This is a genomic window from Sulfurisphaera javensis, assembly GCF_041154675.1.
In the GTDB taxonomy this organism is placed as follows: Archaea; Thermoproteota; Thermoprotei_A; order Sulfolobales; family Sulfolobaceae; genus Sulfurisphaera; species Sulfurisphaera javensis.
Map to the genome: position 1 here is coordinate 845,844 of NZ_AP031322.1, position 12,804 is coordinate 858,647.

Genomic DNA, 12,804 nt, shown 5'->3' on the forward strand with positions numbered 1-12,804 from the left:
TTCCCTTACTTTCAAGTAGTATAATTTAAAAATAAGTATATAATAATTATTAAATATAAAAATAAAATGATAAAAAACAGATTAGGAAAGAGCAAAATAGCAAAGCAATTATTTCAAGAACGATCGCGAAATATTAAGATTAATAAATAAGGTTATGTGATACATATATATATAAATTCTAATTAATTTATAAAGGATCAACAATATTATGTCGTATTAATAGATTTAAAGCCATATTACCATAATAAATTTAATGAACAAGATATTATTAGTAGGTCTTATAGGTATTCTTTCTGCATGGGTCACTATACTTATTTCTGCTTTGTTAAATCCTTGGTTTAGTATAACACATAATGCTTTAAGTGATTTAGGTGGAGGAGGTCCACAGTATGAACATCCATATCCTACAGATCCATTAGTATATAACGGAGGTCTTATAATTACAGCTATAATAATTTTCATATTTTCCATTTTAGTAGTAAAATATTCTAGGAATAAAGTAGAAGTAGTTGGAGGATCATTTTTTATGATCTCTGCATTGTTTTTAGCATTAATAGGAATATATCACGAAGGAACGTATCCACATGATTTTGTGTCATTATGGTTCTTTATCTTAGCCTCAATATCTTATTTGACAATATCAATATCTTTAATTCTTACAAAGAAATTTTGGAAAAGAGGAATTCTGTTAATCTCGATTATATTTATTTCATGGATACTTTTTACTGTAATACCGTGGCAGTCTGTTGCTGAAAGTGAGATATTTGGAATAAGTATTATTGATATATGTGTGATTTTGCATGGTTTATCATTTAACCAGTTATAAGCATTAAACTTCAGATAGAAGGTAACTTGCCGAACACTAAATACTAAGTTTTTATCATTCTATATCCTTATTGCCCTTCTAAAGATTAAAGTAGTTTTCGCCTTTTAGTAACTCTCATCATTTGCTTAAAGTTTCTCTCTTTATCTTAAATAGAAAGTATAAGAAACATTTTCTCTTTCTAATTTTAAATTTATTTTCTTTAAATAATATCTTATCTTCTTACTCAATTCTTGATATGTGCCCTCTATCATTTCTTATTATAGAAATAAAAAAGGAATAACAAACAAAAAGCTTATCTATATTCTGGAGGGAAGAATAATTTTTGTCTTTCTATTATTACTTGTTTTAAATTGTCTAAAAGCTTAAGAATTACGTCAATATTCTCGGGTATGCTTGAAAGTTGATAAATTTCATTTGCTATACTTACCATTTGCGAATCATGTTGAACAATTTCGTCTAATTGCTCAGTCTGAATTTTCCATCTAGCATATACATCAGCACCACCACCTTGTTGACTTAAAACAGTACCTATCAAAGTCCTAATTTGAGATATTACAAACTCAATTCTTTTTAAGAGTGGTGAAAAAGGATTTTGGGAGGCTAATTGACTCTCTGCCAAAGAAAGGTTAGAGATAGTACTTTCTAGTTTTTGAATTACTGATTGTCTAATAAGGAAATCGTCTTGCCTAATTAAATCCTTTACCTTATAACCTCTATACCCTGGAACCATTAATTGAAGCTTCTCTAAAGGGGTAAGTTCTCTTGGCATATATTATAATTTGAAAACTAGCTAAAAACTTTTCATATCTAAATTTTACCTTCTTTGGCATATAGGGAAAAATTGAATTAGAGGGTAGAAAAGTTTATATCGTAGATCTACTAAAATATTAGCGATAATTATGTCAATTGCGTTAAGAGGACAAGTTATATCAACAGAATTAGAAAATGGAGCTTCAACAATGGCTACTGATGTTATAGTATTTAGATATCCTAAAGAGAATATTACCTCCAAATCTATTATCATAGTTCAGCCTACAGAAAGAGCAATAGTTGTTATTCAAGGCCAAATTGCAGCAGATTTACCTCCTGGAACTCATAATATTCAATCACCATCGAACGCCTTATCACAATTCTTATCTAAATTTAGATATAATCAACTTCCTTATGATACTATAGTCTTTTACGTTTCCATGACAAGGCATGAAGTTAGAGTTTCTGGAGTAAGTCAAACTGATGATCTAGTACCGTTAGAATACGAGGTTGCTGTTTACTTTAGAGTGCAAAATCCTGGGCTATTAGTAACTAACATACAATTCTCCTCTCAATTCTTTAGAGATGCAGACTTAGCAGCTTATATTAATCCTATAGTGGATCAAGAGGTAAGTCAGATATTAAATCACGTAAAATTAATGGAGGTATTCAAAAAGTTTGGTGACATTTCAACAGCAGTTACTGCAGTATTAAAGAGTTTCTTAGCTGAAATAGGAATAGAACTTATCTCAGTAAGAATTACTAAACTTTATCCACAAGACCCAGAGTTAAGAAGAATATTACAATTGAGAGATTTAGGAATTCCAACAGAAGAGGCAGTAAGATTAGGTTTAGCAAGATTATTAGCTGAAAGAAGTGACCCTTCGAGCGTTAACATGGCTCTAGGAGTACCTTATTATCCAAACTTATCATCAATAACAATTGGTTATCCATTCTTCTTCCCAACTGGAGGAAGAGGAAGTACAACATCAACCGCAACAGGAGGTTCAATAAGCTTGCCAAGTATTTTAGCTCAAGTGCTAGGGCCAAGTAGGCAAGAGGGTGAAGAGAAATCTCAGAATCAAGAGAGTTAGGCTGGAATATATTAGCTGGTATTGGCTATTCCTTTATACTTACAGTAGTTATGGCTATCATTGCTGGATTAGTTTTTCTTTTTTACCCCTTAACAATTCCATCAATATCTCCTATAATCTCATTAATAATTTCACCAGCTGAAGGAATTATTCAACTAATAGTTTTAGGGGCGTTTATTGCTTTTGTTTTACCCATAAGAACTAAAGTAGCCGGTATAAATTTGATGCAAGTGAGAAAGTTAGGTATAATAACTGCCATTGGATATTTGGTTTTTTCGTTGCTTCCTTACGCCTTTATAGTACCATTTCCTCAAACGTATATAGGATTAATAATAGCCTTTAATGTGCTAAATGGTGCCGTAGCTGGTGGCGTAGCCACATTTTTATCTTAGTTCAATACTGTTTCTCATCTAGATTTTTTATATCTTACTAATTACTTTTCTATTTTAAAGAATAAGTAACCAAATAAAATCTTTTCTAAAAAGAAAAGAAAAAAAGATAACTTAATCAAGAGTTTTCCTCGTTATTATTTTGTCCTTTATACTTTAATAATAGAAGTGGTGCATTAATTACTGATTTTCCTTCAGGGTTTTGAGAAACAGTATAATTTATTTTCACGTCGACAGTATAGGTCCCTGCTGGTAAATACAGTTTATAGTCATTATTTTCATGTAATTGCAGAGTTACAGTATAGTTTGCAATGCTTATAGTTACAGTAAATTGCGAAAATACATCACCAAGAGCATCTTCTTTCAACTCTAATTCATAAGTACCACTAGTTAAGACAGTAACATTAGTTTTCCCAACTAAACTTCCACTTTGACCAGCCGTTAGATTACCTAAATTAAAATTAATTGGTATTACTTGTATTTGCTGATTATTGTTACTGCTAGATATATTATATGATATAGTTGCTAAAGTTCCATATATTGCCTCGCCAGCTATCACTAGTCCAGTTAGTAGTATAGCAGATATGGCTAATCCAAGTAGTAGTGGTTTGTTCATGGCTAAGATCATTTACGCGTTTCATCTTTATAAGAGTCGATTTCGGTTCGTTGAAATTCTATATTGTTTCAGGTTTCCAATAATTCATGAAACTTTCTCGCCCCTACGAAACTTAAATTTTAGAATATTTTTAAAACGTGTATCTTAAGAGGAAAAATAAACTAGTGAGAGATGAGAAAAATGAAATTGAAAGAAGAACATGAGGAAGAAAAGGAGGATATTACTGAATACTGGATAGATACGAAATTAATAACAATAAGCTTAGTAATAATGGTAAGTGTGGAAGTTCTAATAGACTTAGTGATTATAGCTACCAGCGGACATAAGTTATTTCCCTAATCTTTTTTCTTTAAAGCATATTTTACTTTTCCTCCTTCTCTAATTTCCTCTACATATCCTAACTTAACTAATTTTTTTACTCTTCTATAGGCAGTAGCTTTTGGTAGACCAGTCTTCCTTATTATTTCAGCTAATGTGATTGAACCGTCTTTTATAGCCTCTAAAACTATCTTATCTCTCTCATCTAAAACTTCAGTAACTACCTCTGCCTCTTCGTCTTTTGCTAAGGTTTCTTTCTGCTTTCTTCCCTTAATTAAGTATACTATTCCAGAAATTAATATCACATCAAGAATGATCAAGGCTATAACCAAATAGAATTCTGTGTCTTCATTAGACTTAACTTGAGGAATTAATTCTGCGTAAAGAATAGTAATCTTATTAGTATTTGTGAAAGTTATGTTATAGAATCCATTAACAGCCGTAAAACTATAAGGTTGTGGAGAAATATAAGTTATTGATGCATTTGTTGGCAAGAAAACATTAACGGTGAAATTTTGGTTCTCTTGCATCTGAATAACTCCTTTAGGCAAATTTGCTCTGTAAAAAACGTAAATAGTACCGTTTCCTCTTAAGAAAAGATGATTACCAGATAGATTATATTCCGCCCCAACTACTCTTAAATCCCCAGCATATTCGCCTATAAGAGTAAATTCGCTGACGTTATGTAGCTCAGCAACTATAGTTCCATTATAATAAATGTTAATTGTACCACTATCTCCTTTTGATATTAATGGCATTAGTAATAATATGAAAAGCATTAGTGTCAGAATTTTTCGCACATGAAAAACTCTATAATTTAAGTTTATTAACTTAGTGTTTCACTTTGTTTCACTCTTTTGTGGAACTAATGTTTAAATGAGATAAATATAATAGAGTATACACATGGAAAGGCAATCGTTATTGGTAAGTTTACTTGTAGTCACACTAATTGTAAATGTAGTGCTAGGAATAGAACTTTATTATACCTTGCATAAACCCTCTCAGCCTTCTGGCTCTGTTCCATTAAATATTTCACAACTTCAAATACTAACTAACACCACAACTACAATTACTCAAACAGCAACTAAAACAGTAACAGTTACTAGTAACTCGTCCCAAACTACGTCACAGAGCAAATTGTACTCGTTCTCTTTTAAGGTAAAGTTCAAAATTCATGTGAATGAGAAAGGGGTTTACATAATTGGAATTAAACCAAATATAACTTTTAACTCCTTATATGTATTGTTGTATTTCGAAGATGGGAAAAGTGTATCCTTAAGTCTTAACAACACATATTCTAATATAACTTTAAAAGACAACGAAGTTGAAGTTACAGCTTATATTTTCGGTTCTACTTATGAGAATTTAACTCCTTCACAGATATTTGAGGATTTAGGCTTATATTTGCATTTTGTATCTCCATTATCATCGGAGAGCGATGATTTGATTTTACTTGCGAACTATTATAGAATTAATCCTTTATGTGAAGATTTTATGTGCTATGCATAATTTATGTTTACATGATTAATTGGTAAAGATAGTCAGTAATTTATTAAAAATTTACACTATATCGTTATCTTCCTTAACATTTCTCGCACAACTGGAAAATTAATTATTCTATTAAAATCTTTTTGTTGAATAATATTTTTTATAAATTGTAATGAAAAATAACTGAAATAAAAGTATGTCCGGAATTTAGCTGTATTAAAAGGTAGTGTAATATCTTAACATTTATATCAAATCTTTCTCTTAAAAGTAAAACGTAGTCTATATCGATCTTTATAAAATATCACTTATTTTTTACATTTCAATATACTGGAATAATTAATAAATTCTAATTAATCCCGTTTGGTCAAATCCTCTATCAAAAGATGCTATATATTTTTCATTTAAATTGCGTAAAATTGTAAAAGAAATATAATCAGTAAAACTGAAATTTTGATTTTCGTATCTAACAAAGCAATTCCAGGCTTCATTAAAAGTTTTTTCATCTACTTTTATAAGAGCTAAGTATCCATTATCCACGTTTTCAAGAAGGGTTTTCCTACTTTTATTGCATAGTCTTTTCCTTTTCTTATCATTACCAAAGAAAGAATCTCGTCAAAGATATAATCCGTAATAAAAGGCTGACCATATTTTCCTTCATCAATATCGTTCATAATATTTAAAGCTCTTTCATGATTTACATCGGTCAAACTCAGAGATAAAAAAAGAAAGAAGTATCAAGAAGAATCGCGCTTTTCACCATACATTATCTTACCAATATCTTCTGGCTTAACACTACCCATGTCAGTTATTAGACGAGACAAAGACCTACTCAACCCATGAAAAGTGATAGAATTATTTAAGCTGGTTCTATCACTTTTTTCAGCTTGTAATTTCTTAGCTATTGATTCTTCTTTTGTATTGTCTTCAGGCACAAGTATAGCTAGTATTATGAGTATAAAAGTTTCTTCCTCAGATGGGTAGAGAATAATTCTGAAATAACAAGATCGTAATAGGCAGAATTATAACATGAAACGTTATGAGTGAGATATAATTATCATCACTACTAAGAACTTGACATTACTTTTCCATGGTATTTTTAAGGCTTATATTCTTATAATTTCTTTAAAACTACATTTTAATCTCTATATCTTATTAGTTACACCTAATGATAGTAAGAAATCCTAATGATTATGTAAGTTCTTATCTGAGCTGTCTAAAAATATTATAGAGAATAGACTTAAATTTCTATTTTATATAAAAGAAATTATCTATAATAATTTTTATTATATTTCGCGTTTTGTTCGAATTTACCCATTAATTCTTTATATTCTTTATACACTATATTTAATTCAGTGGTATGGATTATGATATCATCAGAATTGTTGCAGTCATTTTCTGATTATATGAATTGGAAAAATGAGAAAGTCTCACATAATTTTCCAAGAGAATTAATTAGAAAGATGGAAGAGTATTTGGTAAATAAGTATGGTGAAGATCTCATTGAAATAGGAGAATTTATACTTACAGCCTTAACTAATCCCTCTAATGAGAATGCAATAAAAATAATTTCAGAGAAATACAAGAAAATAAAGGAAGAGATAGAGCTTTACAATTCTATTGTGGAGCATAATACTGTCATTGGAGAATATAAGGAAATGGCAGAAAAGAAGTTGGCAAAATTGATAGACACCTTAATGAAAAATCAAGAGGGATTTGAGAAAGAGGCATCTAAGGATTATTCTGGTATATTTTTAATTTCTTATTATATGATTTATCTGGATTTCATAACTAAATTGTATTTGATGCTAGCAGATTTAAAGCTAGCCAAACCAAATGTGAGAACTATAGATTTGCCCTATGAAAGAAAAATTATCAACTTAATAAATACTGCAGTATTTCTTTTCGCAATACCCATTATCATATACTTAGAAAAAGGTAAAATTATGGGAGAACTCACGTACCTTCAAGGCATTATGTTATACTTCATAACTAAAGATAGAACATTTGTGAATCCGAATTCTCTAGGTTATAAGTTATTCTTGGCTGTTTTTAATGACTAAAGCAGTTTTCGTAGACACAAATATCTTAATTTTTTGGTTATTTGAACTAGATAATATAAGTTATAAACAAGTAAATAACTTAATAGAGTGCGTAAATAAAAAAGGTGAAAAGCCTAAAATTTTAGAGAAAACAGTTACAGAACTAAATATGATTATATCAGATGCTTTTCTAATGACTAGTAAAATTTTAATAAATAACTTAAGAGTTGACTGGGATTCTCTAACAATTTCAGAAAGGAAAAAGTTATTAGATGAAATAGAAAGAGATTATGATAAAAAGTATGATGATGCATACAATAAATTAAATGTTGAATTGAAAAATTTTATACCGCGAGGAGGAGTAAGAGTTTTAGTAAGCAAAAAGCTTTTCAAAGCTATTTATAAAGAGATTATCAATAAGACATACAAGGAAATACAAGAATATCTTAACCCGAAAGAATTAAATAATTTGCTTACAGCTATTCAAGTTTTTAGAATAAGACCTTTTTTTGAAATAATTGAGCTTTCTAAAACTTTTTTGTCTAATATTTCGGTTGATGAAATAACAATTATATATGAAGGAATTTTTAAAGCGATGAGAAACGTAAAAAAAAACTCCTAGTTTAATCGATAAAATGACATTTGTTTCCTTATATATACTTTTACGGGAAAAGACATATAATAAGATTATATTCGTAAGTAACGATATTGATTTCAAAAGAATATACACTTATGTATACGATTATACAAAAGACATCATTAGTGGAAAAAGAGATCCCAGAAGGTATTTGGTAAGTGATACTGAGAAGGTTTTAGAAACATTAAATAATTTGAAGATTACTGATCTGAGCAGTTTTAGCTGTAACGAATTATGATAAAGAAGTTGCTTGTTAGTGCTTATAAATTAAAAATAAGCTTTCACCAAGATTAATAATATTTTATGGTTGGTTTTGAAGTGGGTCTATAATATCGTTTCTAAGTCATAAGTTGTTGTAATAGCTTTTTCGAATATTTTTAAACTTGTTAGTATATAAACCTCATCTTTCAATCTTTATGTAAAGATCTAAATCCTCAGTTTTTCCTTATCATTGTGATATCTTTTGATAACAAAATTAATAAATAGGTAATGGAAAGTTTAATTATGCAAAAAGTTTCGATATTGTTTATTTTAATTCTACTAATAATCTCGGGAATTGTAAGTATAGCTGGACAACAACAATACTATTATATACAAACTACATCACCTCAATATTCCATCTTACCCGGTTCAGTGTTCGTTCAACCATTAAATCAATCAGAAGAGCTTTACATTGCCGTTTTGTTGAACTTTACAAACATTTCTTCTCTCGAAAACTATCTTAATCAAATTTACTTATTACCTTCTAATTTTCATCATTGGCTAACTCCCTCACAGTTTAGAGAGTATTATTATCCTTCACAGAGTTATGTCAATTCCCTAATAAACTATCTTGAGTCTTATGGACTACAATTTAAAGGCCAATATGGTTTAGCATTAGTATTTAAAGGAACAGTAGGCGAAATAGAGAAAGCATTTAGCACTTACATTAACGTTTACTATTACCCCTTCAAAGACTTATATTGGTTTGGACAAGTAGGAATTGTTGATATAGGCCCATTTTACTATTATAGTAATAATGTTACAGCATCTTTGCCTTATAATATTGGTAAGTATGTTTTAGGGATTGTAGGTATTGATAGTGTTGATCCAAAGGTTATAAGCGTATTAAAAGATAGTGCTTGGCATTTAAATATAACTAGAGCAGAACAAAATGGGTTAATATCTAAAATAGTAATTTCTCCAATAACTATTCAAGAGTACTTTAACTTTACTAAAGCTTATGGAGTAGGTTGGACTGGTAAAGGTAGTGATATTGCAATAGAAGGAGTACCAGAATGTTATGTTAATGTATCCGACATATACTATTTCTGGAAGCTTTATAATATTCCAAGGACTGGAAGTCTTTCTGTGATAACTTTTGGTAATGACACATCTGGAGGACAGTCTGCTGAAAATGAGTTAGATGCTGAATGGAGTGGTGCTTTTGCACCCGGTGCTAATATTACAATAGTCTTTAGTGATGGTTACGTTGGTGGGCCAGCATTAGTTGGTAATTTGCTCAATTATTGGTATGAGTACTATTACATGGTTAACTATTTAGATCCTAACGTAATTTCTGTCTCAGTAACGGTCCCAGAATCTTTCTTAGCCGCCTACTATCCAGCTATGCTTTATTTGATTCATAATATGATGTTACAGGCTGCTGCAGAAGGTATCTCAGTTTTAGCAGCATCTGGTGATTGGGGATATGAGAGTGATCATCCGCCACCAAACTTCCATATTGGAATATACAATACTATTTGGTATCCAGAAAGTGATCCTTATGTTACATCAGTAGGTGGAATATTCCTAAACGCTTCATCAAATGGAAGTATTGTAAGTTTCTCTGGATGGGATTACAGTACTGGTGGAGTTAGTGTAGTGTTTCCGGCACAATATTATGAGTTAACCTCTCTTATTCCAGACACTCCAACATTTGCAAGGACTTATCCAGATATTGCATTTGTCTCTGCTGGTGGTTATAATATTCCAGAGTTCGGTTTTGGTTTACCATTAATATTTCAAGGTAAACTGTACTTATGGTATGGTACTAGTGGGGCTGCACCAATAACTGCTGCTATGATTTCATTACCTGGTGTAAGATTTGGTGCTTTAAACTTTGCATTGTATCACATTTCCTATAGTGGTATTATAATATCACCTTTAGGCAAATTCCAAGGATTATCAGCATGGATTCCAATAACATCTGGTGCAAACCCATTGCCAGCACACTACGGTTGGAACTTTGTTACTGGTCCAGGGACGTATAATGCATATGCAATGGTATATGACTTGCTACTATATTCTGGCTTAACTTCGTAAAATAAATGATATCACATAGATGCCCAGTATTAGCTCAAGAATTGAAAGATAAAGCAATACTGGTTTTACCTTAGGTCTAGCAAAATATGCTATTAGTCCGGTAAGTGATGCAATAGTTAGACCTATAGCTACTCCTCTAAAATAAAGAAGATCCATTATAAATTTTTTAATCTTTCAATATTTAAGTTTTTCCTTTTCATAGAAGTATTTTTATTTTCTTCTTTCAATAATCACGTAAAAGATTTATTTCACTATATCATAAATTAATTTATGATAAATAGAAGAGGAATAATTATAATGACAATCTTTTCGATTTTTTATGCCATGCTTGAGTTAGGAATGGTTTGGGACCCTTCTCAGATTTCTACTTCCCCTAAATGGATGAAGGATATTTTTACTCCATTTGTTTCTTTATACTTCTATAGGATTATCTATATTGTATTATTTGGATTTCCTTCATATTTGGCATCGGGAAAATTACTATCTTTAGAAACTATATGGTATATTATTTATGGTTCTACGATGGAAGATATAATTTATTGGATTTTTGATCTTCATATTCCTTATTCATGGGCATGGTTTTACCCAGTATACTTAGGCATTCCAATAGATGACGTTATAAGTGTAATTATTCTTATATTATTAGGTAAAAAAATAAAAATTGAATTAAAAAGATAAGAATATTTTTAGATCTCTTCTTATGAGACTATAGATACTCTTACTTCTCTAATGGTTTCATTAAAGTGTTCATTGATTTATGATCTATTAATCACTTTGTTACCAGTGCACAAAGACATCCTATTTATCAAGAAATAAATCACGACTTTATTAAGTTCGATAAGTTTTTAAACTGCTCTCTATATCTTTAAAACATAAGATAGTCTAAAACTTTCCGGAAAATACCAACGAGTCTTTACATACCATAGGATATATATCGTCCTTTATATGGACATACTTTTACAGATTCGTTATGCGAGTAATTAATTTTTATAGGAAAAACAGATGGATCCTTCTATGAAGTTTCATTTGTTAGATTGTCTAAACGTACTAGCTAACCGATATTTATATAGTAAGTCCGGTAAGTTTTTAAACCCTTCTTACATTACCAATGACCTAAAATAGCTCAAAACTTCCTGGAATGATTAACGTTATGAAAGATACTGTTTATAACTATGATCAGAGTTTCCGTAGCCATTAACGACTAAATAACTATAGAAAGTCTAAAAATAATTTATATCCTTACAAAAAGTGTGGGAAGAAAGCCTTTGGGTGGGGATGAATACACGTAATATTTAAATAATACTGCTAGATAAGAGCCATCATGGTTAGGGCTTCAGAGCGAGCTATCCGCGAGGACATTTCCATCGAGGAGGAAATCGTGACTGTAAGAATGAAGATTTCCTCCTCTGCTCTAAAGCCCCTAGCCGAAAAATACATGAAGCCAAAAAAATTCGTGCTAGGTTGGTTATATGAGAATAAAACAACTTCTATTAAAGAAGTACATCACGGAGTATATAAAGTGCTAAGAGAGGAATATGGCCTACCATCCAAGTTAACACAAGATTGTTATCGTGATGCAATAGCAACATACAAAGGATGGTTAAAGAATCCTAGAAGGGGAAGATTCCCAATACTGAAAAACATCTCCTTATGGTTAACACCAAGACTTAGCTATATTGATTTTGAAAACAAGAAGGTGAAAATTCTAGGAGAGTGTTCTAAGTGTGGTTCGAGAATGGTTGAATCTGGTTATCGTATGCTTAAGTGTTAAAAGTGTGGTTTTGAGGATCATCGTGATTATATAGCCGTAATGAACTTGTATGGGAGGGGGTCTCTGACCCTCTCAACTGCCTCCCAAATGAGAGATGTAATCCCGAATCGATGAGGGGAACCTCCGCCTTAGGCGGAGGAAGTCAGTAGCAACACCAACTCCCCAAGCCTCCTCATTTGGATCATAAATGACTATTGAATACGTCATATTATATCCTCATAAGTTCTGATATAAAAAGGTATAATAGATATATCTAAAATTTATTAGGATATAATTGTAACTAATATTATGTATGACTGGTTTAAGGAGATGAGAAAAGAAAGCCCAGTTTACTATGATGGTAAAGCTTGGAATTTATTTAAGTATAGTGATTGCAAAATAGTTCTTAATGATCACAAAAGATTTTCCTCTAATTTAACTGGCTATAATGATAAGGTTGAGCAAGCTAAAACTTATCGTACTTAGTAGTCTGTTAGGGAATTGCTTAAAGTAGTGTGAATATATAAAACGAAAGTGTTACCTTTTTCTCTCATAATAACGTATTACCCACTCCCTTATAATTGACAATTTAT

The 12,804-nt window shown here is 30.7% G+C and carries 17 protein-coding genes; 11 read left to right on the top strand and 6 right to left on the bottom strand.

Going from position 1 to position 12,804, the window contains the following annotated elements:
• The first annotated feature begins 253 nt into the window (after nucleotides 1-253).
• The gene (locus ACAM25_RS04505) at nucleotides 254-826 is read left to right on the top strand and encodes a DUF998 domain-containing protein (protein ID WP_369611145.1); all 573 of its coding nucleotides are present in this window, start codon (nucleotides 254-256) and stop codon (nucleotides 824-826) included.
• Nucleotides 827-1,118: 292 nt separating this feature from the next.
• On the opposite strand, the gene ACAM25_RS04510 is transcribed toward ACAM25_RS04505, so the two are convergent.
• Nucleotides 1,119-1,595, bottom strand: a complete 477-nt coding sequence (locus tag ACAM25_RS04510) for a hypothetical protein (RefSeq protein WP_369611146.1) — start codon at nucleotides 1,593-1,595, stop codon at nucleotides 1,119-1,121.
• 130 nt (nucleotides 1,596-1,725) lie between these two features.
• Here ACAM25_RS04510 and ACAM25_RS04515 point away from each other — a divergent pair, with 130 nt between their 5' ends.
• Nucleotides 1,726-2,670: an SPFH domain-containing protein gene (locus ACAM25_RS04515; RefSeq protein WP_369611147.1), complete on the top strand. Its 945-nt coding sequence runs from the start codon at nucleotides 1,726-1,728 to the stop codon at nucleotides 2,668-2,670.
• A 50-nt stretch (nucleotides 2,671-2,720) separates the two neighbouring features.
• Nucleotides 2,721-3,062 carry a hypothetical protein gene (locus ACAM25_RS04520; protein WP_369611148.1) on the top strand — a complete coding sequence of 114 codons (342 nt, stop codon included), beginning with the start codon at nucleotides 2,721-2,723 and terminating at the stop codon, nucleotides 3,060-3,062.
• 115 nt (nucleotides 3,063-3,177) lie between these two features.
• Here the strand turns inward: ACAM25_RS04520 and ACAM25_RS04525 are convergent, their stop codons facing one another.
• Nucleotides 3,178-3,675: a hypothetical protein gene (locus tag ACAM25_RS04525; protein WP_369611149.1), complete on the bottom strand. Its 498-nt coding sequence runs from the start codon at nucleotides 3,673-3,675 to the stop codon at nucleotides 3,178-3,180.
• A gap of 180 nt (nucleotides 3,676-3,855) precedes the next feature.
• On the opposite strand from ACAM25_RS04525, the gene ACAM25_RS04530 reads away from it, so the two are divergent.
• Nucleotides 3,856-4,014, top strand: coding sequence for a hypothetical protein (locus ACAM25_RS04530; protein WP_369611150.1), 159 nt, complete (start codon nucleotides 3,856-3,858; stop codon nucleotides 4,012-4,014).
• On the opposite strand, the gene ACAM25_RS04535 is transcribed toward ACAM25_RS04530, so the two are convergent.
• Nucleotides 4,011-4,793, bottom strand: a complete 783-nt coding sequence (locus ACAM25_RS04535) for a helix-turn-helix transcriptional regulator (RefSeq protein WP_369611151.1) — start codon at nucleotides 4,791-4,793, stop codon at nucleotides 4,011-4,013. The genes ACAM25_RS04530 and ACAM25_RS04535 overlap by 4 nt on opposite strands.
• A 103-nt stretch (nucleotides 4,794-4,896) precedes the next feature.
• On the opposite strand from ACAM25_RS04535, the gene ACAM25_RS04540 reads away from it, so the two are divergent.
• Complete coding sequence (locus ACAM25_RS04540) at nucleotides 4,897-5,502, top strand: hypothetical protein (protein ID WP_369611152.1); 606 nt, start codon at nucleotides 4,897-4,899, stop codon at nucleotides 5,500-5,502.
• A 497-nt stretch (nucleotides 5,503-5,999) separates the two neighbouring features.
• Here the strand turns inward: ACAM25_RS04540 and ACAM25_RS04545 are convergent, their stop codons facing one another.
• On the bottom strand, nucleotides 6,000-6,152 hold the full coding sequence (locus tag ACAM25_RS04545; RefSeq protein WP_369611153.1) for a hypothetical protein: 153 nt from the start codon (nucleotides 6,150-6,152) through the stop codon (nucleotides 6,000-6,002).
• Nucleotides 6,153-6,215: 63 nt separating this feature from the next.
• On the bottom strand, nucleotides 6,216-6,413 hold the full coding sequence (locus tag ACAM25_RS04550; protein ID WP_369611154.1) for a hypothetical protein: 198 nt from the start codon (nucleotides 6,411-6,413) through the stop codon (nucleotides 6,216-6,218).
• Nucleotides 6,414-6,845: 432 nt separating this feature from the next.
• On the opposite strand from ACAM25_RS04550, the gene ACAM25_RS04555 reads away from it, so the two are divergent.
• From ACAM25_RS04555 to ACAM25_RS04565, 3 genes are all read left to right on the top strand, one after another.
• The gene (locus ACAM25_RS04555) at nucleotides 6,846-7,541 is read left to right on the top strand and encodes a hypothetical protein (protein ID WP_369611155.1); all 696 of its coding nucleotides are present in this window, start codon (nucleotides 6,846-6,848) and stop codon (nucleotides 7,539-7,541) included.
• Complete coding sequence (locus ACAM25_RS04560; RefSeq protein WP_369611156.1) at nucleotides 7,534-8,142, top strand: hypothetical protein; 609 nt, start codon at nucleotides 7,534-7,536, stop codon at nucleotides 8,140-8,142. Before ACAM25_RS04555 ends, ACAM25_RS04560 begins: the two co-directional genes overlap by 8 nt.
• Before the next feature lie 504 nt (nucleotides 8,143-8,646).
• The gene (locus tag ACAM25_RS04565; RefSeq protein WP_369611157.1) at nucleotides 8,647-10,461 is read left to right on the top strand and encodes a protease pro-enzyme activation domain-containing protein; all 1,815 of its coding nucleotides are present in this window, start codon (nucleotides 8,647-8,649) and stop codon (nucleotides 10,459-10,461) included.
• Here the strand turns inward: ACAM25_RS04565 and ACAM25_RS04570 are convergent.
• Nucleotides 10,450-10,617 (bottom strand): hypothetical protein, encoded by a 168-nt coding sequence (locus ACAM25_RS04570; RefSeq protein ID WP_369611158.1) that lies wholly within the window; start codon nucleotides 10,615-10,617, stop codon nucleotides 10,450-10,452. The two genes, ACAM25_RS04565 and ACAM25_RS04570, sit on opposite strands and share 12 nt — an antisense overlap.
• A gap of 114 nt (nucleotides 10,618-10,731) precedes the next feature.
• Between ACAM25_RS04570 and ACAM25_RS04575 the strand changes: the two genes are divergently transcribed.
• The 3 genes from ACAM25_RS04575 to ACAM25_RS04585 all read left to right on the top strand — a co-directional run bounded on the left by ACAM25_RS04575 (nucleotide 10,732) and on the right by ACAM25_RS04585 (nucleotide 12,697).
• Entirely contained in the window at nucleotides 10,732-11,139 is a 408-nt protein-coding gene (locus ACAM25_RS04575; RefSeq protein WP_369611159.1) for a hypothetical protein, read from the top strand.
• Nucleotides 11,140-11,782: 643 nt separating this feature from the next.
• Nucleotides 11,783-12,232, top strand: a complete 450-nt coding sequence (locus tag ACAM25_RS04580; protein ID WP_369611160.1) for a hypothetical protein — start codon at nucleotides 11,783-11,785, stop codon at nucleotides 12,230-12,232.
• Nucleotides 12,233-12,520: 288 nt separating this feature from the next.
• Nucleotides 12,521-12,697, top strand: coding sequence for a hypothetical protein (locus ACAM25_RS04585; RefSeq protein ID WP_369611161.1), 177 nt, complete (start codon nucleotides 12,521-12,523; stop codon nucleotides 12,695-12,697).
• Nucleotides 12,698-12,804: the final 107 nt, after the last annotated feature.

What these genes read in the sequence shown, in the direction of transcription:
- ACAM25_RS04520 (WP_369611148.1), top strand. Translation starts at nt 2,721, where the DNA reads ATGGCTATCATTGCTGGATTAGTTTTTCTTTTTTACCCCTTAACAATT.
- ACAM25_RS04515 (WP_369611147.1), top strand. Translation starts at nt 1,726, where the DNA reads ATGTCAATTGCGTTAAGAGGACAAGTTATATCAACAGAATTAGAAAAT.
- ACAM25_RS04510 (WP_369611146.1), bottom strand. Translation starts at nt 1,595, where the DNA reads ATGCCAAGAGAACTTACCCCTTTAGAGAAGCTTCAATTAATGGTTCCA.
- ACAM25_RS04505 (WP_369611145.1), top strand. Translation starts at nt 254, where the DNA reads ATGAACAAGATATTATTAGTAGGTCTTATAGGTATTCTTTCTGCATGG.
- ACAM25_RS04525 (WP_369611149.1), bottom strand. Translation starts at nt 3,675, where the DNA reads ATGAACAAACCACTACTACTTGGATTAGCCATATCTGCTATACTACTA.
- ACAM25_RS04540 (WP_369611152.1), top strand. Translation starts at nt 4,897, where the DNA reads ATGGAAAGGCAATCGTTATTGGTAAGTTTACTTGTAGTCACACTAATT.
- ACAM25_RS04570 (WP_369611158.1), bottom strand. Translation starts at nt 10,617, where the DNA reads ATGGATCTTCTTTATTTTAGAGGAGTAGCTATAGGTCTAACTATTGCA.
- ACAM25_RS04560 (WP_369611156.1), top strand. Translation starts at nt 7,534, where the DNA reads ATGACTAAAGCAGTTTTCGTAGACACAAATATCTTAATTTTTTGGTTA.
- ACAM25_RS04580 (WP_369611160.1), top strand. Translation starts at nt 11,783, where the DNA reads ATGGTTAGGGCTTCAGAGCGAGCTATCCGCGAGGACATTTCCATCGAG.
- ACAM25_RS04555 (WP_369611155.1), top strand. Translation starts at nt 6,846, where the DNA reads ATGATATCATCAGAATTGTTGCAGTCATTTTCTGATTATATGAATTGG.
- ACAM25_RS04530 (WP_369611150.1), top strand. Translation starts at nt 3,856, where the DNA reads ATGAAATTGAAAGAAGAACATGAGGAAGAAAAGGAGGATATTACTGAA.
- ACAM25_RS04545 (WP_369611153.1), bottom strand. Translation starts at nt 6,152, where the DNA reads ATGAACGATATTGATGAAGGAAAATATGGTCAGCCTTTTATTACGGAT.
- ACAM25_RS04585 (WP_369611161.1), top strand. Translation starts at nt 12,521, where the DNA reads ATGTATGACTGGTTTAAGGAGATGAGAAAAGAAAGCCCAGTTTACTAT.
- ACAM25_RS04565 (WP_369611157.1), top strand. Translation starts at nt 8,647, where the DNA reads ATGGAAAGTTTAATTATGCAAAAAGTTTCGATATTGTTTATTTTAATT.
- ACAM25_RS04575 (WP_369611159.1), top strand. Translation starts at nt 10,732, where the DNA reads ATGATAAATAGAAGAGGAATAATTATAATGACAATCTTTTCGATTTTT.